Below are 26,324 nucleotides of genomic sequence, written 5' to 3'. Positions count from 1 at the left end.
CCGTCACCGCGAAGGCCCTTCGGCGGCGTTGCATCATGCCGCAAAAACCAGCTTGGCTGTCGGAAAGACGCGGTTTGGAGCCAAAGGAAAAAAGTTGTCGCAGCCGGCGGCAGACGGGTTGCCGGTTTGTCGCGACGCAACTATAAGCGCTCACATCTGAGCGCGCCCATCGTCTAGCGGTCAGGACACCGCCCTTTCACGGCGGTAACAGGGGTTCGATTCCCCTTGGGCGTACCAGCAATTTCAACTTGGCATATGTCTATCGCCAGCGTGATGCTGGCAAGCTTTGCTGGACCCTACCCACTCTGATGGGGATGTCAGCAAAGGCGGCGAAGACAGACTGGGGATTGTGTCGACGGCTTCCTACGCCCGCAGTCCCCTCGCCTCGCCGCCGCGCTTGCGCGGAACCATCATGTCCCTGGCAAGCAGGCCGCTCACCCGGCAAAAGGCCATGAAGGCCCGCCATGCGTCTTCGGTCTCGACGATGTCCACCGTGGCGCCAAAACAGGCATTGAACGCGGCCTGGTAGGTTGGTCCCTTCCGGCGAACCGGCCACGTTTGCAGGAAATCGAGCGCCTGCTCGACACTGTAGATTTCCTCGACCGGCTGGCCGGGCACAGGCGCGATCCGCACCGGCACCTCGAATTGCAGTCTGTCCATTCGATCTCTCCCGAACCGACCCCCGCAGCAGCGCCGTTCGTCGCAAAAAGTTGCCGTGGCGGCTAACGCTTGGGCCGACTTCTCGCCTAGAAATGTGTCGTCACTGCGGTAGCCAGATGAACCCGGCGGAAGCATGAGCCGCTGCAGGCAAGGAGAATGCTCCCAGGCATGAATATCGCCGGTCTTCGGCCGTCGCCGGCAGTTCGTCCTTGAACCTTGCGCTTTCCAGTGCCAAATCTGGGAAGGTTTCTCTCGCGGAGGCTCATCCAGCCCCGCATCCCTGCAAGACGGATAAAAATGGTCACCTATCTCGACGCAGCCACGGCACCGCTCAGAAACACCGGCCAGATCCGTCTTTACGACGAGGAAGGTTTTGTCGGCATGCGCAAGGCTTGCGATCTCACCGCGCGCTGCCTCGACGAACTGGTACCGATTGTGGCGCCCGGCGTCACCACCGAAGCGATTGATCGCTTCGTCTTCGAGTTCGGGATGGACCATGGCGCGCTTCCGGCGACGCTCAACTACCGTGGCTACACGAAATCATCCTGCACCTCGATCAACCACGTCGTCTGTCACGGCATACCCGACAGCAAGCCGTTGAAGGATGGCGACATCGTCAATATCGACGTCACCTATATCCTCGACGGCTGGCATGGCGACTCCTCGCGCATGTATCCGGTGGGCACGATCAAGCGTGCCGCGGAGCGGCTGCTCGAAGTCACGTATGAGTGCCTGATGCGTGGCATCGCGGCAATCGAGCCGGGCGCCCGAACCGGCGCCATCGGCGCCGCCATCCAGACCTATGCCGAAGCCGAGCGTTGCTCGGTGGTGCGCGATTTCTGCGGCCACGGGGTTGGCCGGCTGTTTCACGACGCGCCGAATATCCTGCATTACGGCAGCGCCAGCGAAGGCGTCGAGATGCGGCCGGGCATGATCTTCACCGTCGAGCCGATGATCAATCTCGGCCGGCCGCATGTGAAAGTGCTGTCGGACGGCTGGACCGCGGTGACGCGCGACCGTTCGCTGTCGGCGCAGTACGAGCACACGATCGGCGTCACCGAGACCGGCTGCGAGATCTTCACGCTGTCGCCAAAAAACCTCGACCGCCCCGGCCTGCGGGCCTAGTGTCTGGCAGATCGGGCGTTACCTTGCCCGGCAAATGCTGGGTGGGGCAGCCATGAACGGTGACGACGACGAGCGGGCCTTCTTTCCCGAAAGGCCAGTGCGATCGCCCGCGAAGGCGGTGGCCGCAGACAAGCCGCATTATCTCGGCCATCGCGACCGCCTGCGCGAGCGCTTCGCCGCCGGTACCAACACCCTCCCCGACTACGAACTGCTCGAGCTTTTATTGTTTCGGCTGATCCCGCGCGCCGACACCAAGCCGGTCGCCAAGGCATTGCTGGCACGCTTCGGTACATTGGCCGAGGTCCTCGGTGCGCCCGTCGAGCGCCTGCAGGAGGTGAAGGGCATCGGCCCGGCGGTGGCGCTCGACCTCAAGGTGGTTGCGGCAACGGCGCAGCGCATGGCGCGCGGCGAGATCGTCGGCCGCGAGCTGTTGTCGACCTGGACGCAGGTTCTCGAATACTGCCGGTCGGTGATGGCCTTCGAGGAGCGCGAGCAGTTCCGCATCCTGTTCCTCGACAAGAAAAACGCGCTGATCGCCGACGAAGTCCAGCAGGTCGGCACAGTCGACCACACACCGGTCTATCCGCGCGAGGTGGTCAGGCGCGCCTTGGAGCTCTCCGCCACGGCGATCATTCTGGCGCATAACCATCCGTCGGGAGACCCGACGCCGTCGCGCGCCGACATCGAGATGACCAAGCTAATCATAGAGACGGCCAAACCGCTTGGCATTGCCGTTCACGACCACATCATCATCGGCAGGAAAGGCCACTCCAGCATGAAGGGCCTGCTGCTGATCTGAGGTTTGGCGTTGTTTTCAGCTTTGTCCGCTGTGCGCCTCTGTACCGCAACGTGATAAATTCTGGCGCCGAGGCTCAGCTGGCCGTGCGCAGGCGTCGCGATCGGACAAAGGTCTTAAGTCCCTCGGAATCGAATGCGTGGCCGAAGGCATAACCCTGCAATATGTCGCAGCCCAGGCCCTCGAGTAGCCGTGCATGCTGCATCGTCTCGACGCCTTCCGCCACGACCTCGATACCCAGCGACTTGCCGATTTCAATGATCGACGAGACAACCTGCCTTCTCTGCGGCGATTTGACGATTGGTGTGACCAGCTGCCGATCTATCTTCAGCCGGCGCGGCTGCAACTTCAGCAAACTGACCATCGAAGCGTAGCCGGTACCAAAATCGTCTATTTCGACGTCAATCCCCAGCTCTTTTATCTGCTCGATATTCCAGGTGACAAGGTCGTCGTTCTCGTCCAGGAAAATCGACTCAACAAGCTCGAACGAAACTGTTCCTTTCTTGATATTTTGTTCTCGCAGGCTCTTGATGAGCTCCTCGTCTTGAAGGCGCCTGGCCGAGACATTGACCGACACCCGCGGAATGTGAAGTTTTGCAGCGGACCACTCTTCGAAATCCGAAAGCGATTGCTTCAATATGGCTTGGTCGATGATCGAGACGACGTTCAGTTCTTCTGCAATTCTCAGGAAGACGTCGGGCGCCAAAATACCCTTTGTTGGATGTTTCCACCTCGCCAGCGCCTCAACCCCAACGATTTCGAGCGTCTTTGCGTCAAATTGGGGCTGGTAGAAGGGGATGAACTCGTTGCGCTCGAGGCCGCCGAGAATTTCGTCGGCAATCCGCTTAGTATCGACGATTTCGCTTTGCATCGCGTCGGTGAAGAATTCGTATCGATTGCGGCCCCGCCCCTTTGCTCGGTAAAGCGCGATATCGGCGTTCACCAGCAGGTGTTTGGCTTCGACATCTTTTGCGTTATCGACAGCGATTCCCACGCTGACCCCAAAACGGCATCGATGACCCTGATAGTAGACGGGTTCGCGCATCTGGCTGATGATGCGGTCGGCGAGCAGCGCCAGTTGCTTGGTATCGTCGCGCACCACGCACAGAACGATGAATTCGTCTCCCCCGATACGGGCGACGAATCCCTCGTCGCCGACCTTCGACCTGAGCACGGTTGACGCGTGAACCAACATCGCGTCACCGGCGGCGTGGCCCAGCGTATCGTTGATGTGCTTGAACCGATCCAGATCTATGTGAAGCAGTGCCGCGTGCCCGCCTGAGCGCCTGGCGTTTGCCGCGTAATGTTCCAGTACCTGGTCGAGGTAACGCCGGTTGGGCAAGCCGGTCAGCGAATCATGAAGCGCGATGTGCTCTATGCGCGCTTTGGCCGACTCGAGTTCTGCATTTTTCGACTCGGACAGCTGTTTTGCACGAACCAGATCCTTGTTCAGCAGGACGTCGGCAGTCACGTCCCATTCCGCGCCGATCATTTTTGGGGTGTCGTTTGCGACCCGGTAAAGGATCGCCTTGGACCGGACATGACGGATCTCGCCATCCTGACGCACAATCCGGTACTCCGACAAATATGGTCGTCCGCTGGCCACCGCCCTGTCGAAGTCCGCGTTGGCGCCAGCCAAATCATCTGGGTGGATTGCTCCCGCCCAGTCTGGGTAGCCCCGGTGCTCGCCGGTTGGTTTGCCATATATTTCGTTGACGCGATCATCCCACGTAAGCTCGTTGGTCGCGAGATCGTGTTCCCAAACCCCAATAGCCGAAGCTTCCAGAGCGAGTTCAAGGCGTCGTGACAATCGGCGCAATTCCGCATAATTGCGCTGTCTTTCGCCAATCAGGCGGCCTGTGACCAGGAAAGGGAACACAACCAAGGCTCCGGCCGTCGCCATGATCGCGCGCAGCAACCATGCGTTGCTTGGCGTCGAAGGCCAGCCATTTTTGGGAATGGCCGCGAGCTGCCACGAGCCGGAAGGAAGCAAAACGTCAGCCGTCACCGGATCGCTTTTGCTGATCTCCTCATTGCCGTAGAATTGACCACCTCGGTGACCGAGGGCGTCCCTGCCGATCAGCGCTACGTCGATCCCGAGATCGTCGTCAAGCAAGCCGCTCGCTCTGTAAAGGCGCTGCACGTCGACAACGGCGGAAATGATACCCCAGAACCTTTCCGTATTGCCAGCGCTCGGCACGAAGACCGGAAAGCGGCCGATGAAGCCTTGTCCTCCCTGTTTCAGGTCGACGGGACCGGCAAGCACCAGCTTGCGTTCGTCTCGCGCCCTTAGCGCAGCCGCACGCTGCCGCTCGTTCTTGCGGTAGTCCAGACCCATCGCCTGCTCGTTACCCTCCATCGGATACATAAGGGAAACGACCAGATCGGGCGCGCCGGCAATATCGTTCAATTGCGAGTCGGCGCCAAACAGATTGCTCGCGAGCGAGGCGAAGCGTTGCTGTCCCATATAGGGCTCGGTCACGACCGCGGCGACCAGTCCACGCACGAGTTGAAGGTTTCCGTTGATATTGCCTTCGAGCTTGGCGCGGATGAGATTGACCTTGGTCAGCACGTCCGCACGGACGGCCTGGTCCGAGACGATTTTGTTCTGGTGCTCCGCGAACGCTGCGCTGACAAGGATGACGACAAACGCGATCGCCGCCGGAATATTTGCCGACGAAAAGACGGCCTCCTTGATGCCGTTGAACCTAGCGCGGAAAAAAGCCAATAGGCGATTCCTCAAGTGCCATTTTCAGGTTCTCGGGGTCGACCCGATGAGGAACATTAGCTTTCAATGTTTAATTTGACCTTCATACTCCTGAGAAATTTCATTTTCCGACGGCTGACGCCGGCTGCGATACCGACAGCGATGCTGAAGGCGGGCTGCACGATGCGGACCAACATGAAACGCCAGCTAGACCTGGCTTGCTCGGAAGATCGAGGAGCGCGAGCGCGATTGCACAAGTCGACGCTCCGACCCGAGTACTCTGGCGTTGACCTGGACTAGTGGCCCTCGATCGGCTTGGGAGACACAAGGTATGGTATCTTGCCGACGCTGCGCTTCGTCGCGCCAATGGAATAGGCCATCGGTATCTTGGGAGAGTTCTCCGGCAAGCCGTGCATATCCTTGCCGGCTCGCACGGCAAATGAAAAGTGCTGCCACGAAACCGTGTCATGCTCATTGAGAAAATCGAGCGTCAGACCAGCTGAAATCAGCGCATTCACCACGTCACTGATCGGGTGAATCCACTCATAATAGCGAGGATGCTTCAAGATGCGATCATCGCCGGTGTAGGTCAGTTCCTCGTTCCAGGCGAGCGGCCGAGCTATCGGCGTTCGCCAGTCGTGCTTCAATTCCAGGGCCGCGGCCTTTCGATCGCACTGAAACATCAATGGATGGCCCTCGGCCATGTAGAGGCGGCCGCCGGGTCGCAGAAGATCGGCAACCACCCGCGCCCAACGGAACACGTCGTCCAGCCAGTTTACCGAACCCCAAGTAACGTAAGCGATGTCAAAGGTCCGGCCGAGCGCTTCCACCGCCTCGAACAGTGGCGCTTCCACGAAGCGCACGTCGGTGCCTGCCTTCGCAGCAAAATCCCGCGCCGCCACGATCGCCGTCGGTGAAAAGTCGAGCCCGGTCACGCTGCCTGCGCCGAGATTCTTCAGGCTGATCGTGTCAAGACCGATGTGACACTGCAGGTGGACGATATCCTTGCCGGCGATATCGCCGAGCTCGCGTGTTTCCAGCTCATAGAGATTGGATCCGCCGGCCAGCACATTCTCGATGTGGTAGCTGCCCGTTGTGTCGGTCGAGTGCAGTTCGGCCCGATCATCCCAATTAAGGCGGTTCGCGCCCAGAAACCGTTCCAAATTCCCCCCACCCCTGACTGACGCATGGTAAACAAGTCGTTAAAGCACCTTTGCAGCGAAAGTAGCGCGCGTCAATCCGGACCGGGCGGCAGTGCGCCGCCGCTCGCGAAAGCATTAGCCCCGGGAAGGCTTGCTGCTGATCAAAGGCTTCTGGCGCGATCGCCGCGCCCGGCGACAAGACTCCGCAGGCGCTCCCGGACTCCGCCGTCGTGGTCTGTATGTGGATTAGTCGGTTCCTCAGCCCGGCACAGCCACCATCGCGATATTTCTGGAGAGCTCGTTTGTGGGGGCAACTGCGTCTGCCGTGCCGCTCGTGAGTGCTCGGTAGAGTGCCACATAATCGCTGCACATGCGCTCGACCGTGAACCGCTTCTCGAACGTCTGCCGCACTCGTGCGCGATCGAGGCTGTCTATGCGCCGGAGCGCGCCTACGGCTTCCTCCACCGTATCCACGATCCATCCGGACACACCGTCATCGATGATCTCCGGGACGGCGCCACGCCGGAACGCAACCACCGGCGTACCGCAGGCCATTGCTTCGATCGTTACGAGGCCGAACGGTTCCGGCCAGTCGATCGGAAACAAAAGCGCTATCGCATTGCCCAGAAAATCCGCCTTTTGCCGCTCATCGATCTCGCCAATGAACTCCACGTTCGAATGCCGCAGCACTTGCGGCTCGACCCTTTCCTTCCAGAACGACTGGTCCACCTTGTCGATCTTGGCGGCGATCTTCAGGGGAAACCCGGCCCGCGCTGCTATTTCTATAGCCGTTTCCGGCCCCTTTTCCGGCGAGATGCGACCGAGAAACGCAAGATAGCCAGAGGTGTTCGGGTGGAATGGCAGAAGATCGCGGGGCAGGCCGTGATGCACGGTTCCAACCCAATTGACGGGCGGCATGGGCCGGCGCTGGTCGAAGGAGATCGAGACCAGGGGAACGTCGTCGAACATCGCATAAAGCTGCGCGAGATCGGGCAGGTCGAGCCTGCCGTGAAGCGTGGTAACCGTTCGTCTGGCAAAATCCCGAATTATGGGGAAGTGCAGAACATCGACATGGAAATGTAAAACGTCGAATTCATCGGCTCGCCGGCGCACCCGTTCAAGCATCATAACATGGTGGGGACCACCGTCCTGGACCCTGGGGTTCAGGCGCAGCGCGACGTCGCAACATCGCACCAGCTCGGCTGAGGTACGAGAATCGGCGCTGGCGAACAGCGTCACCTCGTGGCCCTGTCGGACAAGTTCTTCGGTCAGATACGAAACAATTCGCTCGGTTCCACCGTAGGTTCGGGGCGGCACGGATTCGGTTAGCGGTGCGATCTGGGCTATTTTCATTTAGAAATCTTTTCGGCGGCGACCGCCGTCTTTCAAACAAGCTTCGGCGGCAACCAAGACAAGCGAGAGCTTCCAGTTGCGAAGTATTCTATGCAGAGCGTATTTATAGTTGTGCCGTCCGCGCTCCTCCCGTGCAATCAGGTTGCCCTTATTCAACTCCTCTGGATCCAAGAACTGCGATCCATGAGAAATGTTTCACCGGCTCGATAAAAAGACAGAATGAGCTACGCGCCGCCACCCCGCCGCCCCCTGACAGGCAGGTTCGGATTTGTTCGATCACCATCAATTGATCCAGGCGTGCCGGTGCCCAATGGAACATAAAGCCCGGAATTCAGTTAGATAGCCGGATTTGACTGGAGTTCGCCACATGCGCAACTCCGGCCGGGCAAGGGCACTGCCGTGACACGGAGTGAGCGGCTTCGGGCGCATCGCGCCGAACTCAGGCACCACCTTGCCGAACTCGGGAGCCATAAACGCTCCTTATGGAGGATGCCATGAACCAGTGGACAAACGCCAGGCTCTGTGACGTAGCCAACCTGATCCTTGGGGCAATTCTGTTCTTCTCTCCCTGGATCTTCGCATTTGCGGCAGGCCCGCAGACGCAGAACGCCCTCGGCAGCGGAATCTTGATCGTCGTGCTTTCGGTTGCCGCCCTCGCAGCATTTGCCATGTGGGAAGAGTGGGTGAACCTGGTCGTCGGACTGTGGGTTCTCGCATCGCCCTGGGTGCTTGGATTCCAGGCGACCACGGCGATGACCGTGCATGTCGTGATCGGCATTCTGGTCGCCGTGCTGGCGGCGATCGAGCTCTGGATGATGTATCAGAACCCGCCGACCCAGTCCGCCGCCTAACAGGCGCAGCCAGCCAGCGCCCTTTTTTGGGCCTGACGGATCTATCGGTCGTCTGCCGGTCTCTCGGCAACAGCCGCCGGAGGCCGGGCAGGCGGCGTTTGTTTGGACGAGAATAGGAAGGATGGCGCATTATGGTCGGTGACAATCCGCGTTCGACGGCCAGGATTGCAGGACATCCTATTCATCCGATGCTCGTGCCATTTCCGATCGCCTGCTTCGTCGGCACCCTGCTGACGGATCTAGCCTATTGGCGAACAGCGGAGATGATGTGGGCTGACTTCTCCGCTTGGCTGGTTACCATCGGCGTGATCATGGGCTGCCTAGCAGCGATCGCGGGGCTGATCGATTTCCTGGCCAATCCGCTGATAAGGGCACAGCCCCCCGCCTGGCCGCACGTGCTCGGCAATCTTCTGGCGCTGGCGTTATCCATCATCAACATGCTCGTACACACCCGCGATGCATGGACCTCCATCGTTCCTACCGGCTTGATCCTCTCGGCGGTTGTCGTGCTCATCCTCATCTTCACTGGTTGGCTGGGCTGGTCCATGGTGTACCGGCATCATGTCGGAGTGGCGGATTGATGCGCGTAGCAAGCTCCATCGGTCAGACCAGGCGCATCGCGGTGTCCGTCCTCATTTGCACTGCGGCGATCACTCTTGCAGCGTGCAGCGGCAACGACCCGGATCCCAGCAGTCAGATAGGGCCGAATCCAAACCTGCCGGAGCCGATCCAATATTTCTTCCCGCCCATGCATCTCGCTTCCGTGGTCGGATGGAAGAACGACGAAAAGCGACCGTCGCGCAGGGGCTGCAGATCCAGGCTTATGCCCACGGCTTGCAGCATCCGCGGTCGCTTTACGTGCTGCCCAATGGCGACGTCCTGGTGGTCGAGTCCAAGGCGCCGGGTGGCGAACCGATCAAACGGCCCAAGGATTTGGTGATGGGCTGGATCGAATCCTGGGTCACCTCGGGCGGCGACAGCGGCCCAAGCAACCGCATTACGCTGCTGCGCGACACCGATGGCGATGGCAAGCCGGAGCTGACCAGCGTATTCCTCGACCACCTGAGCTCCCCCTTTGGCGTGGCGCTGGTGGGAAGCGATCTCTACGTCGCCAATACCGACTCCATCGTCCGCTATCCCTACAACACCGGTGACACAAAGATCACCGTGCCCGGAACGCCGCTAACCGCCCTGCCCGGCGGCCCGATCGACCACCATTGGACGAAGAGTCTGGTGGCAAGCCCCGACGGCTCGCTGCTCTATGTCGGCATCGGCTCGAACAGCAACGTCGCCGAAAACGGCATCGAGGCGGAGAAGAACCGCGCCGCCATCTGGCAGGTAGACAGGGCCACCGGCCGGTCGCGCATTTTCGCCAGCGGTTTGCGCAATCCAAACGGCCTGAGCTGGGAGCCGCAGACCGGGGCGCTCTGGGCAGTGATCAATGAGCGCGACGAGCTCGGCCCCAATCTCGTGCCGGATTATCTGACCTCGGTAAAGGATGGCGGCTTCTACGGATGGCCATACAGCTATTACGGCCAGCATCTCGATCCCCGCGTCATGCCCCAACGTCCGGACCTGGTCGCAAAAGCGATCGTTCCGGATTATGCACTGAGTTCCCACGTCGCCCCTCTGGGACTGGCCTTCTATACGGCAACCAGCCTTCCCGAGGCATATCGCGGCGGCGCCTTCGTTGGCGAGCATGGCAGCTGGAACCGCACGCGCTTCAATGGCTACAAGGTAGTGTTCGTACCATTCAGCGGCGGCCGTCCGAGCGGCGTCGCTACCGACGTGGTGACTGACTTCCTGGACAAGGACAACAAGGCGCGCGGCCGGCCTGTCGGCCTGGCTGTCGACAAAACCGGGGCCCTGCTCATCGCCGACGACGTCGGCAACACAGTTTGGCGGGTGACATCTGCCGGCCAATAAAGTGGCTCCACTCCCTTCGTCGAGCGTCGAGCAGGTGAACGGACACTGGTCGAAGCAATCGTGCTGACGTGCTTCGTCATGCTGCTGTTCCTGCAGAACCTGCGCGCGACGATCCCCGACGATCGCCGTTCCGGTGACTCTGCCGGGCACATTCGGCGTGCCCAGCCCTTGCCGGTTACTCGACGCTGACGATGTTTGCCACGCGCTGCCGCTGATCACCGCCGAACCGAAGGACCGCCAGCGCCGAAATGGTATTTTTGCCCTTCCCACAGCCGGCTCTAGAATTTTCATCGCAAATCAAGTTATGATGCACTTGGTATTTCCCGGGACGGCTTGCGCCGCTTGGAATACCGGGAGGAACCGGGACATGGCCGTTGCGCTTGTACTCGTTCTGATAGTCGTGGGCTCGGTGTTGTTCCACTTCCTGAGCCCATGGTGGTGGACGCCGATTGCCTCGAACTGGGACTATATCGACAACACCATCATCATAACTTTCTGGATCACCGGTGTCGTCTTCGCCGCCGTGGTTCTTTTCATGGCCTATTGCGTCTTCCGCTTCCGTCATCGGGAAGGCAATCAGGCGGCATATGAACCTGAGAACAGGCGGCTCGAATCCTGGCTGACGGTCGTCACCGCGGTTGGCGTCACCGCTTTGCTCGTTCCAGGCCTGTTCGTCTGGAGCCGGTTCGTTAACGTTCCAAGCGACGCAACCGAGATCGAAGTTGTCGGCCAGCAGTGGCAATGGAGTTTCCGCCTCCCCGGCAAGGACGGCAAGCTCGGCACATCCGACACTCGCGACGTCAACGCTGAAAATCCACTCGGCGTCATCGCCACCGATGCCAACGGCCAGGACGATGTCGTAGTGGAAGCGGCCGACCTGCACCTCCCAGTAGGCAAACCGGTCAAGATGCTGCTCCGCTCGATCGATGTGCTGCACGATTTCTACGTGCCGGAATTCCGCGCCAAGATGGACATGATCCCGGGCTCGGTCACCTATTTCTGGTTCACTCCGACCAAGACGGGGACCTTCCAGGTCCTGTGTGCCGAACTCTGCGGCCAGGGACATCCGATGATGCATGGCGTGGTCATGGTCGATACTCAGGAAGACTATCTGGCGTGGCTTGGCCAGCAGCAGACTTTTGCGCAGCTGTCCGCCCCCCAGCAGATGGGCTCGGCAGAGTAGGAAACCGGAACGACGGCGCGCCGTCGGGATTGAAATTAGTGTGGCAAGCCCGAACTGTCGGGCTGGCCGAAAAGGGCACGGAGGTGTTCCTATGGTCGATATCACACCTGCAGATGCGGTACCGCCGGCCGAAGTCGCGGAAATGGAACTCTACCATCCGCACAGCTGGTGGACGAAATACGTTTTCTCGCAGGACGCCAAGGTCATCGCCATCCAGTATTCGGCGACGGCGACAGCGATCGGCATGGTCGCGCTGGTGCTATCCTGGCTGATGCGGCTGCAACTCGGCTTCCCCGGCACATTCGACTTCATCACCCCGGAAGCCTACTACCAGTTCATCACCATGCACGGCATGATCATGGTGATCTACCTGCTCACGGCACTCTTCCTGGGCGGCTTCGGCAACTATCTGATCCCGTTGATGGTTGGTGCTCGCGACATGGTCTTTCCTTATGTCAACATGCTGAGCTACTGGATCTATCTGCTCGCCGTGCTGGTCCTGGTGTCGAGCTTCTTTGCGCCCGGCGGACCGACGGGTGCCGGCTGGACGCTCTATCCGCCGCAGGCGATCATGACCGGTACGCCAGGCGGCCAGGACTGGGGCATCATCCTGATGCTTGTCTCGCTGATCCTGTTCATCGTCGGCTTTACCATGGGCGGCTTGAACTATGTCGTGACGGTGCTGCAGGGGCGCACGCGCGGCATGACGCTGATGCGCCTTCCGCTTACTGTCTGGGGTATTTTCACCGCCACCGTCATGGCGCTGCTCGCCTTCCCGGCGCTGTTCGTCGCCTGCGTGATGATGCTGCTCGACCGGGCGCTCGGCACCAGCTTCTTCATGCCGGCGATCGTCGAGATGGGCGAACAGTTGCAGCACGGCGGCGGCAGCCCGATCCTGTTCCAGCATCTGTTCTGGTTCTTCGGCCATCCGGAGGTCTACATCGTGGCGCTTCCGGCCTTCGGCATCGTATCCGACCTGATCAGCACCCACGCGCGCAAGAACATCTTCGGCTACCGCATGATGGTCTGGGCCATCGTCGGCATCGGCGCGCTGAGCTTCGTGGTCTGGGCGCACCACATGTATGTCAGTGGCATGCATCCCTATTTCGGCTTTTTCTTCGCCACAACGACATTGATCATCGCCGTCCCAACAGCCATCAAGGTCTACAATTGGGTGCTGACGCTGTGGCGCGGCGACATCCACCTCACCATACCGATGCTTTTTGCCTTGGCCTTCATCGTCACCTTCGTCAATGGCGGGTTGACTGGGCTATTTCTTGGCAATGTCGTCGTCGACGTTCCGCTGTCGGACACGATGTTCGTCGTCGCCCATTTCCATATGGTCATGGGGGTTGCCCCGATCATCGTAATCTTCGGCGCGATCTATCACTGGTATCCGAAGGTCACCGGCCGGATGCTGAACGAGACACTGGGCCGGTTCCATTTCTGGGTCACCTTCCTCGGCGCCTATCTGATCTTCTTTCCCATGCACTATCTCGGCTTGATGGGCGTGCCGCGGCGGTACAACGAATTGACCGACATGACGATCATGACGGAATCGGCCCACCACCTGAACTCGTTTATCAGCATCATGGCTTTTATAGTCGGTTTTGCTCAGATTGTGTTTCTGTTCAATCTCATCTGGAGCATCCGCCATGGCCGTGAGGCTGGCGGCAATCCGTGGCGGGCAACGACGCTCGAGTGGCAGACGCCCGAAACACCGCCCGCCCACGGCAATTTCGGCAAGGATCTGCCGATCGTCTATCGCTGGGCCTATGACTACAGCGTACCGGGAGCCAAGGAGGACTTCATACCGCAAAACGTTCCGGGCTCCTTCGCGCCCTCCAGGGAGCCGGCATGAGCGTAATCCTGGTCTTCCTGCTCGTGATCGCCGGTATTGCCGGGTGGTGGCTTTCCCATCAGCGGCTAATGACGAAGCCGTGGCTCGAGCAAGGTATGATCGGGGATTTTGTCGCTCTGGACCGATCGGCGCTGCCGACCGCAAAGATCGGTCTCGGCGTCTTCCTTGCCGTCGTCGGCTGCCTGTTCGCGCTGTTCACCAGTGCTTATTTCATGCGCATGGCGCTGTCGGATTGGCGGCCGCTGCCCATCCCGCCCCTGCTCTGGCTTAACACCGGCGTACTGGTCTTGAGCAGCATTGCGATACAGTGCGCTTCGCTCGCAGCGCGCAAGGGTCAAGTGGACATGGTCAGGCTTGGCCTCGCCACCGCTGGACTCACGGCGCTCGTCTTCCTGATTGGACAGCTTGTGGCATGGCGGGAACTGAGTGCGGACGGCTATTTTCTGGCATCCAATCCGGCCAACAGCTTCTTCTACCTGCTAACGGGAATGCATGGCCTGCATATACTGGGAGGACTGGTCGGGCTGGGCAGAACGAGCGTCGGCGCCTGGAACGGAGCGCAGCCGCAGCGGCTTCGCCTCAGTGTCGAGCTGTGCGCCATGTACTGGCATTTCCTGCTTTTCATCTGGCTCGCCATCTTTGCGCTTCTGGCCGGCTGGGCTTCGACTTTAATCGACATTTGCCGAGGGTTGCTGACCTAGGAGGAATGGGCGGATGGCAGAGACGACACTGGCCCACATCGGCCGAACAGAGCTGCGGCCCGCAGGCTTGCAAGGCATCGCCGCCGACTGGTCCTCGGATCAGCGGGCGTTCAAAAACGTGTCCTGGGGCAAGGCCATGATGTGGATCTTCCTGCTCAGCGACACGTTCATCTTCGGCTGCTTCCTGCTCTCCTACATGACCGCGCGTATCTCAACACGCGTGCCGTGGCCCAATCCGAGCGAGGTCTTCGCCCTGCGCATCGGCGGCTCCGACATTCCACTGATCCTTATCGCCATCATGACCTTCGTGCTGATCTCGAGCAGCGGAACGATGGCCATGGCGGTCAATTTCGGCTACCGCCGCGACCGCCGCAAGACGGCAGTGCTGATGCTCTTGACCGCAGCACTCGGCGCGACCTTCGTCGGCATGCAGGCCTTCGAATGGACCAAGCTGATTACCGAGGGCGTGCGGCCTTGGGGCAATCCCTGGGGCGCTGCCCAGTTCGGCGCATCCTTTTTCATGATTACCGGCTTTCACGGCACGCACGTGACGATCGGGGTGATCTTCCTGATCATCGTGGCGCGAAAGGTCTGGCGCGGAGACTACGACGTCGGACGGCCCGGCTTCTTCACCAGCCGGAGGGGCCGCTACGAGAACGTCGAAATCATGGGGCTTTACTGGCATTTCGTCGACCTGGTCTGGGTGTTCATTTTCGCATTTTTCTATCTTTGGTGAGAGGCAGGACATGGCTGAAGCAACCGCAAACGGCCTGGGACAGCATGCGCTGGACAGCGCCCGTACCCATGATGCGACGACGACCGGGTTTACCCCGGCGGAGGTTCATCAGGAGCACCCGATCAAGCTCTATCTGGTGGTCTGGGCCTGGTTGTTCATCCTCAGCACCTGCTCCTATCTGGTCGACTATTTCGGTCTCCACGGCTATCTCAGATGGTCGCTGATCCTGATCTTCATGATCCTCAAGGCAGGGCTGATCGTCGCCATCTTCATGCACATGGCCTGGGAACGGCTGGCGCTGACATATGCAATCATCCTGCCGCCGGTGCTGGTGCTGGTGTTCGTGACGATGATGGTCTTCGAAGCGGACTACACGCTTCTCACCCGAATGGCGTTTTTCGGGGCCGGGCCCTGACATGCAATCCGGATCCAGGCGGTCCGGTCCTGGAGCCTTCGCCTTGAAACAATCCACGGCTGGTCCATTTCTGTTGGTATCGGAAACGACAGGCAATGCCGGCGTTTCCACATGCGTCGCGAACACCAGCAAGGGGCGCCCAAGATGACCATCGCAAACAGACTGAAGGACTTCATCGACAGAAAAGGAATTTCCTACGACACCGTCGAGCATCACCGCACGGCGACAAGCAGACAATCCGCCATTGCGGCACATGTGCCTGGCAGCATAATGGCCAAATCGGTGGTCGTTCACCACGACCGTGGCTACGCGCTCGCCGTGGTTCCAAGCACGCACAGGATAGAACTCGCGACATTGCAGGATGTCATGGACAAGCCTCTTGGACTTGCCTCCGAAGACGAGGTGGTCTCGTTGTTCGGCGATTGCGATGTCGGCGCTGTGCCGCCGATCGGCGCTGCCTATGATGTGCCAGTGGTCCTCGATGAAAGCCTCGGCGACGCTCCCGAAGTCTATTTCGAGGGCGGTGACCATAGGACGCTGGTGCATGTGAGCGGCAAGGATTTCCGCGACCTGACAAAGGACGCGCGCCAGGCCCGTTTCAGCCACCCGGCCTATTGAAAGCTCTGCCCCACCCTGCCCGCACCGGCACTTTCACCGGTGCGCGCAGGGCAGGTTTTTTTCAGCTCACGGTCTGGTGGCCGGCGGCGATTCCACAACTTTCCGATAGACATGCCAGGTCGCATGACCAAGGATCGGCAGCACGACTGCCAACCCGGCGAACACTGGCAGCGAGCCGACGATCAGGGCGACGGCGACGATAAGGCCCCACACGGCCATCACGATCGGGTTGGCCAGGACAACGCGCACCGAGGTGTGGATGGCTTCGTAGGCGCCGACATCGCGGTCGAGCAACAACGGGAATGCGACGACCGTGGTGCACAACACAACCGCGGCGAACACGAAGCCGATGGCGTGACCCAGGATGATGAGCGTCCAGCCGCGTCCCGTGGCGAATATTTCACTGATGAAGCTGGACAGCGATTGCGGCGGCGCCGGGCCGAACAGGGTCTGGTAGAATATCTGGGCCGTCAAAAGCCAGGCGATAAAGATCGCAAGCAGCATGACGCCGACCGCTGCAATAGCCGGCAGTGCCGGAGAACTCCTGACTTCAAAGGCGTGCCTCCACGAGGCGTCGAGCCCGGCTTCCCGTCGCCGGCTGATCTCATAGAGGCCGATCGCCGCGAACGGACCAATCAGTGCAAAGCCGGATACAAGCGGAAACAGCAATGGCAGCGTGTTGTTACCTGATGTCCAGACAGCAAGCACGACTCCCGCAATCGGATAGATCAGGCAGAGAAAAACGATGTGCGACGGTTTGACCATGAAATCATCGACGCCACGCCTGAGCGCATCAAAAAGATCGGAGACACCGATTTTTCGAATTCTGGTGTGTTCCAGCGTCTCGCTGGCGCCTGCTATCACGTGAAAGCTTGCCATGACCATTCCTCCAGACCAGGTCCGGTAAGGTCGCGTTTTACGGTGCTGCCGTTCTGCATGATTGGCCCACGCAAACCGCGACCTGCACCATGATCAATATACTCTCATGCGGGGGACTTGTCGCGCTTTGTAGGAAGGCCCGGGAGTAGGAGCTCCCGGGTAGCCTGACTAGCTACGGACGCCGTTCTTCGATATGCTCTTCTAGTCGAAGGTGAAGGTCATGGACGGAAGGACAGTTCTCATACTCGGCCTTGGCGTCATTATTCTGCTGTTGCTGGGATTTTGTGCTCTGCCAACGTGATGTTTTGAGCCGGGGTCAATAGTCGGCTGAAGCGATCACTCGCATTACAATGGTGTCGGCAAGCAACGCCGCAAATATTGCGAAAAGATAGACAATCGAATACGCAAACAGTGCCTTTGCCGGCTTCATCTCCTTGTCGGCGACGAGAACCTTCCAGGCCTGCCAAATGAAACCTGCACCCAACGCGGCTGAAGCAGTGCCGTAATATCCGCTCGCGAAGCCGAAGCCCCAAGGAAGCACGCCGATTGGCGCCAAGAGCAGCGAATAGGCGAAGATTTGTTTTCTGGTCGAGTGCTGGCCGGCCACATTCGGCATCATCGGGACCCCCGCCGCGGCATAGTCACCGACCTTGAAAAGGGCCAGCGCCCAGAAATGAGGCGGCGTCCAGAGGAAAATGATCAGAAACAGGATGAGACTTTCAATGCCGATTGCGCCGGTTGCAGCAGCCCACCCGATCACCGGAGGAAGGGCGCCTGCCGCGCCGCCTATGACGATATTCTGTGGCGTCGAGCGCTTCAGCCACATCGTGTAGATAACGACATAGAAAAAGATGGTGAACGCCAACAACGATGCGGCGAGCCACCCCACCAGCACGCCGAGCGTCATGACCGACAGTGCGGAAAGCACCAGACCGAAGCTGAGAGCTTCGCCAGGCGTGACGCGACCGGACGGAATTGGTCGCTTGGACGTGCGAGACATCAAGGCGTCTATGTCTGCGTCGTACCACATATTGAGCGCGCCGGCGGCTCCCGCTCCAACCGCGATTGCGCCGATGGCAATTACGGCGATAACTGGATTCATCACGCCGGGCGCCATCATCAGGCCGACGAAGGCAGTAAACACGGCAAGCGCCATGACGCGTGGCTTCAAAAGCGCAAAGAAATCACCCGCCGTCGCCTCCGAGAGGCGGATGCCGGTATCCTTGAGACGGCTTTCTTCAGTCGACATTCAGACGACCACCGATGGGAATGGCAGCCTAGCCGGCCAACGTCTTTTTTGCAACGAGCCGCCCTCCCCACCGACACTGCCGGCAGATTGCGGCCGAGGCTATTGCCTCGACCTGTTTGCTATACCAAGATCCGGCGGAAGAGCCGGGCTATTTGGAGAATTGCTTCAGATAAGCAATGACATTGGCGACGTCCTCGTCCTTCTTGAGGCCGGGGAATGCCATCTTGGTTCCTTTGACCATCGCCTTGGGATCGCGAAGGTAGGTCGTCAGCGTGGCCTCATCCCATTTGACGCCGGACTTGCCGGCCTCGGTCATGGCCTTGGAATAGCTGAACCCCGGATGCGTCCCGGCCGTTCGGCCGATAACGCCGTTCAAGGACGGACCGACCTTGTTCTGGTCCTTGTCTGCGATATGGCAGACCTTGCATTTGGCGAAGACCTTCTCACCCGCCGCGGCATCCTGTGCCCGCGAGGGGCCGGCAATGACGGTGGCGACGGACATGGTGATAAAAAACACAATGGCACGCATGGCATTTCCTCCCTGATCGCCAATTTGCCCTGGCTGACCTGCACAGGCCGACATTTAGTCCGCTGGCATGCGCTCTTGAATGGCAGAACGGATATCCACTGCCTGGGGTTGCGGCACCTACATACCACAGAACCCGGCCGGCAGGTAGAGTTCGGCCATGCGAAGGTTTAATGCGGACAATCTGCTCAAGGCAATTTGGTGTTGCAGCTGGCGGCGATCCGGCCGATCGCCTCTTCAACTCCGGTGAGGTCAAACTCGGCTTTGCCGCGCCCCGACAGCAGCCCGAACCGCCAGGACAGCAGCAGCCGGTCCGCGGAAATCAGTCGCCTGATGCCGTCGGCACCGTCGCGGACCAGCATTCTGCTGCGCGGGCCGACCGACCAGCTTTCGTTGAGCTTGCCGGATTGGCCAACAGTCACCGACATGGCGATGGTTCGGCTGGCGGAAACGGTGTCGCTCAGCTGCAGCCATTCGCTCCAACGCGGTTCGCCGGCTGTCCGGCAGGCGATCGTCAAAACCGGGCTGTAGCTCAATGCGCCGCCGCCGGTGATGAGCTTGTTGGTCGCGTAAAGCGAGGCGGTGACAAGGCCATCGCTGCTCTTGTCGAACCGCCAGTTGTCGAGAACCGTATCAGCCTGGGCAATGCCGCAGACCGACGCAAGCAGGAACGCCGCCGCCACGCTTCCGATACCGAAGAACTGTCTCAACGATGCCTCCAACAACCGCTGCGGTCAGCAACCCAGCGCAGATAATCATCAAAGCTTCATATCGCTACCTCGACCGCCAGATGCGCGAAATCCGTTGCGTCTGCGCCACAACGAAAAAGGCCGCCTCGAGAAGGCGGCCTTTCGGAATTCAGCAGGGACGTTATTCAGCGTCCTTGGCGGCCTTCTTCTTCGGCGCGGCCTTTTTCTTCGGCTCTTCAGCGTCGTCGTCGGCCTTCTTGGTGTCCGCTTTTTTCGCAGCCGCCTTCTTCGCCGGCTTGGCCTTGGTTGTCTCCGTATCCTCGTCGTCGGCCAGCAGCTCTTCCTTGCTGACCTTGACATCGGTGACCGAAATCTGGCCGAGCAGATGGTCAACCACCTTCTCTTCGAACATCGGCGCGCGCAACGTGTTCAGCGCTTCGGGATTATTGCGATAGAATTCGAAGGCTTCCTGCTGCTGGTTGGCCGGATAGCGACGCACCTGCTCGAACAGGCCGCGCTGCAATTCCTCGTCCGTCACGGTGACGCCGGCCTTCTCGCCGATTTCGGCGAGAACCAGGCCGAGACGCACGCGGCGCTCGGCAAGCCGCATGTATTCTGCACGCGCTTCTTCTTCCGTCGTCTCTTCGTCGGCAAAGGTGCGCCCAGCAGCTTCGAGGTCGCGGTTGACCTGGTTCCAGATGTTGTTGAACTCGGCCTCGACGAGCTTGGACGGCGCCTCGAACGAGTAAGCAGCGTCGAGCTGGTCGAGCAACTGCCGCTTGACTTTCTGGCGCGTTATCGAGCCGAACTGGTTCTCGATCTGACCGCGCACCACCTCGCGCAGGCGCTCCAGCGATTCAAGGCCGAGATTTTTGGCCATCTCGTCGTTGATCTCAAGCGCGCCGGGCTTCGACACTTCCTTGATCGTCACGTCAAAAGTGGCTTCCTTGCCGGCCAGATGCGCCGCCTGGTAGTTTTCCGGGAAGGTAACCGTGACCTGCTTCTCGTCGCCGGCCTTGCTGCCGACCAGCTGGTCCTCGAAGCCGGGGATGAATTCCTTCGAGCCGAGCACCAGCGGCTGATCGGTGCCCGCGCCGCCGCCGAAGGCTTCGCCGTCGATCTTGCCGACATAATCGATGGTCACGCGATCGCCCTCGGCGGCCTTGCCTGTCTTCGGCTCGTAAGTGCGGGCGGATTCAGCGACACGCTTGACCTGCTCGTCGATCTCTTCATCCGGCACGTCGAACACCTGGCGCGTCACCTTGATGTCGGAGAAATCCTTGATCTCGATCGGCGGAATGACCTCATAGTTCAGGCGGAACTCGAAATCGGCACCGCCTGCCAGGATCTTCTCGGCTTCCTTCTCGTCCTCGGTCATGATCACTTCGGGCTGCATGGCGGCCTTTTCGCCGCGCCCGGTGATGATCGAACGGGTCGAATCGTTGAGAATCTCGTTGACCACTTCGGCCATGAATGATTTGCCGTAGACCTTGCGCAGATGCTGCACCGGCACCTTGCCGGGGCGGAAGCCGTTGATGCGGACCTTGTTCCTGGCATCGGAGAGCCGCGCCATCAGCTTGGCTTCCATGTCACCGGCCGGCACGGTGATCTTGATCTCGCGCTTGAGACCGGAGTTGAGCGTTTCGGTGACCTGCATCATAAAACCTTTGTTTCCACCAATGAGGCCGTCAAACGGCCCCTGCCGTTTACAGCCTGCCGGTATGATCTTGCCGGGAATGGCTTTTGGTGCGGGACTTGGCGATCTGTCCGCTCAACGCGGCACAAATCCTCCAGAAATACGCTCCAAAATGTGAATAAGTCTTTGTTTTTCCTACTTCTTATCACATTCTGCAGAAGCGGATCGTCGCGTCCCGTCACATTCGACACGCCTTTTGTCACAGGCGCGGCCGATTTTCAACCATCTTTGCATTCCGGCCAATGATGCCGATGTGGGCTCTGACATTGACAGAATGATGGCTACATGGGATTGGCCGGGCAATGCGGATGTGGCGGAATTGGTAGACGCCCTGGATTTAGGTTCCAGTGCCGAAAGGCGTGGGGGTTCGAGTCCCTTCATCCGCACCATCCTTCGCTCTTCGAGCTTCGGGTGGCAGGCCACTCGAAGCTCCTCCAAAGCCTTGGCGAAGGAGGATCATTGCCAAGGCCGTAGCGCGATCTAGTAAAGCGGCTCCTCGAACAGTGTCTTGTCGCCGTCCACCAGCGCCTTGATCTGCGCGGTGCCGTTGGCCGCAATCGCCACCCGGATGCCGAACGGCCGCACCCGCATGTCGTTCTGGATCGCCATCCCCTCGCCTTCCGGCAGATAGAAGCGCTCGATGCCGTAATCCGGCGCGATCGTCGTTGCTCCCTGGCTGATATTCCAGCCCTCGGAGACGTGTCCGACGATATCGGCTTCATCGGATGCTGCCGGCGCCGGCGCTTGCCCGAACCAAGCCGCGGTCGGCCCCCAATAGCCGTCGGCGCCCTGCTTCAGCCTGACCACGATCGACGTTTCCTCGCTGGAAAGCTTGCCGGCCGGAATGTTGCCGATCAGCTTCACCGGTATGCGCGAAATATCGTAGCCGAGCAGAATGTAGTCACCGCGCAAGAGATCGCGCGGATCGATCGGCTCGACCCTGAGCAGGACCTGCTTGCCATCGCGCAGGATCGCCGCGCGTCCGGCGATGATCCAGCTCAGAAAGCCGATCTGGACGAGCGCCAGGACCAGCGCCGAGATGATCAGTCTTTTGCCGGTCATCATGCCGCCGCTCCTGTCATGTTCGAGGCGTTCATGCGCTTTTCTATGCGGATGATAATGAAAGCAAGAACGGCGAGAAGCACCGCCGCCGCAAGGAAGAAGCCTGCCGTGTCGAGCATTGATTGCAGCATCACCACATAGATGATGGCGAGTTCGAAGGCGAAGCCCGCATAGGCAACCCAGCGCAGTCCCCGGCTCTCGCGGCCGCCCAGCACGATCGCCGCGACGATGCCGGCCAGCGCAACAGCCGAGGCAATGGCGAAGCCGCTATTGTAGCTGCTTTCATCCGCCAGTTCGAATTGGATCATCGCCAGGCCGGTGAGAAAGCCGATCAGCGCGTGCAAGGGCAACCTGCCGCCGAGTTGCAAAACCCTCTCGACCGGCCCGGCAGCAAAGATCGCAGCGGTAAAAAGCAGCACCGATGCGGCAACGAGCGGGATGGCGACTTGCAGCGTGTCGTATTCCATGGCCAACAGCACGAGGTAGAAAAGGAGCGACAGGATGATCAGGTGGCGCGCCGCCTGGCTGCGCGTCCAGAACGAAACGGCGAACAGAATTAGCGCCATGACCACGAAGAGATGCGGAAATTCCGTGCGCCGGAAGTAGTCGAACCCTCTCAGGAACAGCCAGGCATCGGCGATGCCGACGGCAGCGACGGTCAGCGGGTTTGAGCGCAGCGCCACCGCCGCCAGCGCCGTGCCGGCGCCCCAGGTGATCAAGGCCGAGGCCTCGTCGCCCGACAAATGATACATCTGGCCGATCAGCGCGATCGATCCGCCGAACGCTGCTGCCGCGACGATCCACAGTGCTTCGCCGATCGCCGCATGGTCGCGCATCTTCAGCACCGCGCCGCCGACATAGCCGGCAAGGATAACGGCAAAAAGTGCCGCGACCCGCACCAGCCGCGGGATGACTTCCCAGTTGGCGGCGATAAAGATCAGGATAGCCGCGCCGAACAGCAGCGCCGCCATCATCGCCAGGATCGAGCCGAAACTCAGCGATTTGCGTTCGTTTGCCTCGACGTCGCGCGCCAGCGCATCGGCCGTCGGCGCGTCGATCAGGCCAGCCTGCTGCCATCGCGCGATATCCGACCTGACCCGTGACGAATAGCTCGCCATGCCCCTCCCCCTTTGCTTGGTCCTTTTAGCTCGTCCGGCCAAGCGTTTGACCTAACGGCATTTTCCGATCTGGGCGGAAAACCGGACGCGCGTTAATGCTGCATTGCACAATTTGCATTGCTGCCATGCACCAATAGCGCTTTTAAATCGATATAACCCCACCTATTTTCACGGTGCACACAAAGACGGAATGATCCGAAAGAAAGACGAAACGAGACTACCATGAACCTGATCCGCAACTATCGCAACTGGCGCCGCTATAGGGACACCGTGTCCGAGCTGAACCGCCTGAGCACCCGTGAACTGACCGACCTCGGCATCAGCCGCAGCGACATTCACTACGTCGCCCGCAAGGCGGTCTAATCCTTCGGGCCGCAAATGGTCCGAACCAGTTTTGAAAAGAGAACGACAATGAACCTGATCCGCAACTATCGTAACTGGCGCGTCTACCGCGAGACGGTTACCGAGCTGGGTCGCCTGTCGAATCGCCAGCTCAACGATCTCGGCATCGTCCGCGACGAGATCAAGATGGTCGCTCGCAGGGCGATCTAACAACAAGAATTTCGCCAGGGTCGACCTCCTCCCCGACCCTGACGGATACGGTCAGCCTTCACCTCCTCCCGAGGGTTGACCACAAAAACGGCGCCCGCCGGACCTCCTCCCCCGGCGGGCGCTGTTTCCAGGTTGTTTCTAAAAGGGTTTCGCGCCCTTCAAATGGCGAAAAGAATTTCGTTAAAGCCGACCTCCTCCCCGGCAATGACGAATACGGTCGATCTTCACCTCCTCCCGAGGATCGACCAACAAAACGACACCCGCCGGATCTCCTCCCTCGGCGGGTGTTGTTGTTTTGGGCGGTCTTTCCTAGGCAGCCCACTTGCGGTGCGATCCCTGGCAATTGCAATCCTCGCGCCAAGCGACTATTTCGGCGCTCATGGACAAGAACCCCATTCACGTTATCGGCGGCGGACTTGCCGGCTCGGAAGCCGCCTGGCAGGCGGCCGAAGCCGGCGTTCCCGTTGTCCTTCATGAAATGCGTCCCGTCCGCGGCACCGATGCGCACAAGACCGACGGGCTGGCCGAGCTCGTCTGTTCCAATTCCTTCCGCTCCGACGATGCGCAAACCAATGCCGTCGGCCTGCTGCACGCCGAAATGCGGCTGGCCGGTTCGCTGATCATGAGCGCCGGCGACGCGCATCAGGTGCCGGCCGGCGGTGCGCTGGCCGTCGACCGCGACGGATTTTCCGAAGCGGTGACCAGAAAGCTCGAAGCCCACCCGCTCATCACCATCCAGCGTGAGGAATTGCCCGGCCTGCCGCCGGCGGACTGGGACCAGGCGATCGTTGCCACCGGCCCGCTGACGGCGCCGTCGCTCGCCCAGTCGATTGCGGACGCAACCGGCGCCGACGCGCTCGCCTTTTTCGATGCCATCGCCCCGATCGTCCATTTCGACACGATCGACATGGATATCTGCTGGTTCCAGTCGCGCTACGACAAGGTCGGTCCCGGCGGCACCGGCAAGGACTACATCAACTGCCCGATGGACAAGGAGCAGTACCTTGCCTTCATCCAGGCGCTGGTCAACGGCCAGAAAACCGAATTCAAGCAGTGGGAAGGCACGCCCTATTTCGACGGCTGCCTGCCGATCGAGGTGATGGCCGAGCGCGGCGTCGAGACATTGCGCTACGGGCCGATGAAGCCGATGGGGCTGACCAATGCACACAATCCGTCTGTAAAGGCCTATGCCGTCGTCCAGCTTCGCCAGGACAACGCACTGGGCACGCTCTACAACATGGTCGGCTTCCAGACCAAGCTGAAGCATGCCGAGCAGGTGCGCATATTCCGCACCATCCCCGGGCTGGAAAACGCCGAATTTGCCCGCCTAGGCGGCCTGCACCGCAACACCTACATCAATTCGCCGACGCTGCTCGATGCGTCGCTGCAGTTGAAATCGCGGCCCGGCTTGCGTTTTGCCGGCCAGATCACCGGCTGCGAGGGCTATGTCGAGAGCGCCGCCATCGGCCTGCTTGCCGGACGTTTCGCGGCCGCCGAAAGGCTTGGCCATGCGCCGTCGCTGCCGCCCTTGACCACCGCCTTCGGCGCCTTGCTCAACCATATCACCGGTGGCCATATTGTCTCCGACGACGAGCCGGGAAAGCACTCCTTCCAGCCGATGAACGTCAATTTCGGCCTGTTCCCGCCGGTGGACGCGCCGAAGATCGAAGGCAAGCGGCTGCGCGGCAAGGACAAGACGGTCGCCAAGCGGCACGCCGTGACGTCGCGCGCGCTCGCCGACTGCCGCGAATGGCTGGGGCTGCCTTCCCAGGCCGAAGCGGCGGAGTAGCTCCCTGCTTGCGGATTGCGCGGCGCAGAAGTAGGATAACATCCTACTTTGTATCGCGAGGCCAAATTCCATGGAATCCGCTGAGAAACTGTCAATCACCGTAACGCCCGCCATGGCGCGTATGATCCGCGAAAAGGTTGAAGACGGCTCCTTCGGTTCGGCCAGCGAAGTCATCCGCGCAGCGCTTCGCGCCTTCCAGCGCGAGGAGGAAGAACATGCCGAGCGCATGGCCTCGATCAGGGCGCGTGTAAAGGCGTCGATCGAGGATACGAGGCCTGGCTATACCGGAGAAGAGGTGCGCGATCATCTCCGAGGACTGTTTGCTCGGTATTCAGGCCGCGCTGATGATTCAGCGGCTTGAGGTCGACTACCGTGAAACCGCCAGAAACGATTTGGCTGACATTTTCAAGCACATCATCGAGGCCGGCGGAAATCCGGACATAGCGCTGAAATTCGTGCTTCGAATCGAAGATCGCTGCCGAAGCATCGGCAATGCACCGCGTGGCGGCCGGCCGCGCGATGACATTGCACCAGGGTTGCGAACGGTGCCGTTCGAGCACTCGGCTATTATCGCCTATGTTGTCAGCGACGATCTTGTTCGCATCGTCAACATCTTCTACGGCGGTCGCGATTATGAGACGCTGATGCGCGATGGCGGATCGAGTAATCCATCGTGATGAAAAACTACTC

Annotated in this window: 26 protein-coding genes, 2 tRNA genes and 2 pseudogenes; 19 read left to right on the top strand and 11 right to left on the bottom strand. The window is 60.3% G+C overall.

Annotated elements, in window-relative coordinates; translation table 11 throughout:
* Positions 1-162 precede the first annotated feature (162 nt).
* Positions 163-237: transfer RNA gene (locus NKI70_RS21335), tRNA-Glu, on the top strand.
* Between the two features lie 126 nt (positions 238-363).
* On the opposite strand, the gene NKI70_RS21330 is transcribed toward NKI70_RS21335, so the two are convergent.
* Positions 364-660: a DUF982 domain-containing protein gene (locus NKI70_RS21330; RefSeq protein ID WP_023678889.1), complete on the bottom strand. Its 297-nt coding sequence runs from the start codon at positions 658-660 to the stop codon at positions 364-366.
* Positions 661-957: 297 nt separating this feature from the next.
* Here NKI70_RS21330 and map point away from each other — a divergent pair, with 297 nt between their 5' ends.
* The gene (gene map, locus NKI70_RS21325) at positions 958-1,785 is read left to right on the top strand and encodes a type I methionyl aminopeptidase (protein ID WP_352697789.1); all 828 of its coding nucleotides are present in this window, start codon (positions 958-960) and stop codon (positions 1,783-1,785) included.
* Between the two features lie 52 nt (positions 1,786-1,837).
* The gene (gene radC, locus NKI70_RS21320) at positions 1,838-2,584 is read left to right on the top strand and encodes a RadC family protein (RefSeq protein ID WP_352568841.1); all 747 of its coding nucleotides are present in this window, start codon (positions 1,838-1,840) and stop codon (positions 2,582-2,584) included.
* 73 nt (positions 2,585-2,657) lie between these two features.
* Here radC and NKI70_RS21315 read toward each other — a convergent pair whose 3' ends face one another.
* From NKI70_RS21315 to NKI70_RS21305, 3 genes are all read right to left on the bottom strand, one after another.
* On the bottom strand, positions 2,658-5,237 hold the full coding sequence (locus NKI70_RS21315; protein ID WP_352697849.1) for a bifunctional diguanylate cyclase/phosphodiesterase: 2,580 nt from the start codon (positions 5,235-5,237) through the stop codon (positions 2,658-2,660).
* 347 nt (positions 5,238-5,584) lie between these two features.
* Entirely contained in the window at positions 5,585-6,451 is an 867-nt protein-coding gene (locus NKI70_RS21310; protein ID WP_352697791.1) for a class I SAM-dependent methyltransferase, read from the bottom strand.
* Positions 6,452-6,688: 237 nt separating this feature from the next.
* On the bottom strand, positions 6,689-7,783 hold the full coding sequence (locus tag NKI70_RS21305) for a glycosyltransferase family 4 protein (protein ID WP_352454464.1): 1,095 nt from the start codon (positions 7,781-7,783) through the stop codon (positions 6,689-6,691).
* A 494-nt stretch (positions 7,784-8,277) separates the two neighbouring features.
* Here NKI70_RS21305 and NKI70_RS21300 point away from each other — a divergent pair, with 494 nt between their 5' ends.
* From NKI70_RS21300 to NKI70_RS21255, 10 genes and pseudogenes are all read left to right on the top strand, one after another.
* Positions 8,278-8,634 carry an SPW repeat protein gene (locus NKI70_RS21300; protein WP_352724878.1) on the top strand — a complete coding sequence of 119 codons (357 nt, stop codon included), beginning with the start codon at positions 8,278-8,280 and terminating at the stop codon, positions 8,632-8,634.
* Between the two features lie 131 nt (positions 8,635-8,765).
* Entirely contained in the window at positions 8,766-9,215 is a 450-nt protein-coding gene (locus tag NKI70_RS21295; RefSeq protein ID WP_023678897.1) for a DUF2231 domain-containing protein, read from the top strand.
* Positions 9,215-10,560, top strand: a pseudogene (locus NKI70_RS21290) (PQQ-dependent sugar dehydrogenase). Before NKI70_RS21295 ends, NKI70_RS21290 begins: the two are co-directional and overlap by 1 nt.
* Positions 10,561-10,566: 6 nt before the next feature.
* Positions 10,567-10,760: pseudogene (locus NKI70_RS21285) on the top strand (efflux RND transporter permease subunit); the annotation flags it as partial.
* Positions 10,761-10,927: 167 nt separating this feature from the next.
* Entirely contained in the window at positions 10,928-11,743 is an 816-nt protein-coding gene (coxB, locus tag NKI70_RS21280) for a cytochrome c oxidase subunit II (RefSeq protein ID WP_352620497.1), read from the top strand.
* Positions 11,744-11,834: 91 nt separating this feature from the next.
* A complete protein-coding gene (ctaD, locus tag NKI70_RS21275) occupies positions 11,835-13,604 on the top strand; it encodes a cytochrome c oxidase subunit I (RefSeq protein ID WP_352470447.1) in 1,770 nt (589 codons plus the stop codon).
* Complete coding sequence (locus tag NKI70_RS21270) at positions 13,601-14,305, top strand: cytochrome c oxidase subunit 3 (protein WP_352466990.1); 705 nt, start codon at positions 13,601-13,603, stop codon at positions 14,303-14,305. The genes ctaD and NKI70_RS21270 overlap by 4 nt, the downstream gene beginning before the upstream one ends.
* A 13-nt stretch (positions 14,306-14,318) precedes the next feature.
* Complete coding sequence (locus NKI70_RS21265) at positions 14,319-15,041, top strand: heme-copper oxidase subunit III family protein (protein ID WP_352466991.1); 723 nt, start codon at positions 14,319-14,321, stop codon at positions 15,039-15,041.
* Between the two features lie 10 nt (positions 15,042-15,051).
* Complete coding sequence (locus tag NKI70_RS21260; protein WP_023678904.1) at positions 15,052-15,456, top strand: cytochrome C oxidase subunit IV family protein; 405 nt, start codon at positions 15,052-15,054, stop codon at positions 15,454-15,456.
* A 144-nt stretch (positions 15,457-15,600) separates the two neighbouring features.
* Positions 15,601-16,074: an aminoacyl-tRNA deacylase gene (locus NKI70_RS21255; RefSeq protein WP_023678905.1), complete on the top strand. Its 474-nt coding sequence runs from the start codon at positions 15,601-15,603 to the stop codon at positions 16,072-16,074.
* Between the two features lie 66 nt (positions 16,075-16,140).
* Here NKI70_RS21255 and NKI70_RS21250 read toward each other — a convergent pair whose 3' ends face one another.
* From NKI70_RS21250 to tig, 5 genes are all read right to left on the bottom strand, one after another.
* Positions 16,141-16,953 carry a DUF2189 domain-containing protein gene (locus tag NKI70_RS21250; protein WP_023678906.1) on the bottom strand — a complete coding sequence of 271 codons (813 nt, stop codon included), beginning with the start codon at positions 16,951-16,953 and terminating at the stop codon, positions 16,141-16,143.
* 316 nt (positions 16,954-17,269) lie between these two features.
* Complete coding sequence (locus NKI70_RS21245; protein ID WP_352697793.1) at positions 17,270-18,202, bottom strand: heme o synthase; 933 nt, start codon at positions 18,200-18,202, stop codon at positions 17,270-17,272.
* 148 nt (positions 18,203-18,350) lie between these two features.
* Complete coding sequence (locus NKI70_RS21240) at positions 18,351-18,704, bottom strand: c-type cytochrome (RefSeq protein ID WP_502897749.1); 354 nt, start codon at positions 18,702-18,704, stop codon at positions 18,351-18,353.
* A gap of 212 nt (positions 18,705-18,916) precedes the next feature.
* Entirely contained in the window at positions 18,917-19,438 is a 522-nt protein-coding gene (locus NKI70_RS21235; RefSeq protein ID WP_023678909.1) for a hypothetical protein, read from the bottom strand.
* A gap of 160 nt (positions 19,439-19,598) precedes the next feature.
* Positions 19,599-21,074, bottom strand: a complete 1,476-nt coding sequence (gene tig / locus NKI70_RS21230) for a trigger factor (protein ID WP_023678910.1) — start codon at positions 21,072-21,074, stop codon at positions 19,599-19,601.
* Positions 21,075-21,417: 343 nt separating this feature from the next.
* Here tig and NKI70_RS21225 point away from each other — a divergent pair.
* Positions 21,418-21,502, top strand: a tRNA-Leu gene (locus NKI70_RS21225).
* Positions 21,503-21,593: 91 nt separating this feature from the next.
* On the opposite strand, the gene NKI70_RS21220 is transcribed toward NKI70_RS21225, so the two are convergent.
* Both NKI70_RS21220 and NKI70_RS21215 read right to left on the bottom strand, forming a co-directional pair.
* Positions 21,594-22,178, bottom strand: coding sequence for a GDYXXLXY domain-containing protein (locus NKI70_RS21220; protein ID WP_352587907.1), 585 nt, complete (start codon positions 22,176-22,178; stop codon positions 21,594-21,596).
* Complete coding sequence (locus tag NKI70_RS21215; RefSeq protein ID WP_352724877.1) at positions 22,175-23,293, bottom strand: DUF2157 domain-containing protein; 1,119 nt, start codon at positions 23,291-23,293, stop codon at positions 22,175-22,177. Before NKI70_RS21215 ends, NKI70_RS21220 begins: the two co-directional genes overlap by 4 nt.
* A gap of 222 nt (positions 23,294-23,515) precedes the next feature.
* On the opposite strand from NKI70_RS21215, the gene NKI70_RS21210 reads away from it, so the two are divergent.
* The 5 genes from NKI70_RS21210 (at position 23,516) to NKI70_RS21190 (ending at position 26,311) form a co-directional block, all read left to right on the top strand.
* Positions 23,516-23,656, top strand: a complete 141-nt coding sequence (locus NKI70_RS21210; RefSeq protein WP_023678913.1) for a DUF1127 domain-containing protein — start codon at positions 23,516-23,518, stop codon at positions 23,654-23,656.
* 48 nt (positions 23,657-23,704) lie between these two features.
* A complete protein-coding gene (locus NKI70_RS21205; RefSeq protein ID WP_023678914.1) occupies positions 23,705-23,845 on the top strand; it encodes a DUF1127 domain-containing protein in 141 nt (46 codons plus the stop codon).
* Positions 23,846-24,224: 379 nt separating this feature from the next.
* Complete coding sequence (trmFO, locus tag NKI70_RS21200) at positions 24,225-25,634, top strand: methylenetetrahydrofolate--tRNA-(uracil(54)-C(5))-methyltransferase (FADH(2)-oxidizing) TrmFO (protein WP_352697797.1); 1,410 nt, start codon at positions 24,225-24,227, stop codon at positions 25,632-25,634.
* A 70-nt stretch (positions 25,635-25,704) separates the two neighbouring features.
* Positions 25,705-25,995: a type II toxin-antitoxin system ParD family antitoxin gene (locus NKI70_RS21195; protein ID WP_352454489.1), complete on the top strand. Its 291-nt coding sequence runs from the start codon at positions 25,705-25,707 to the stop codon at positions 25,993-25,995.
* Complete coding sequence (locus NKI70_RS21190) at positions 25,979-26,311, top strand: type II toxin-antitoxin system RelE/ParE family toxin (RefSeq protein WP_198023610.1); 333 nt, start codon at positions 25,979-25,981, stop codon at positions 26,309-26,311. Before NKI70_RS21195 ends, NKI70_RS21190 begins: the two co-directional genes overlap by 17 nt.
* Positions 26,312-26,324: the final 13 nt, after the last annotated feature.

Source organism: Mesorhizobium sp. M0500 (assembly GCF_040321165.1).
Classification (GTDB): domain Bacteria; phylum Pseudomonadota; class Alphaproteobacteria; order Rhizobiales; family Rhizobiaceae; genus Mesorhizobium.
Note: the sequence above shows the minus strand (reverse complement) of the source record. Positions and strands in the feature narration are given on the sequence as shown.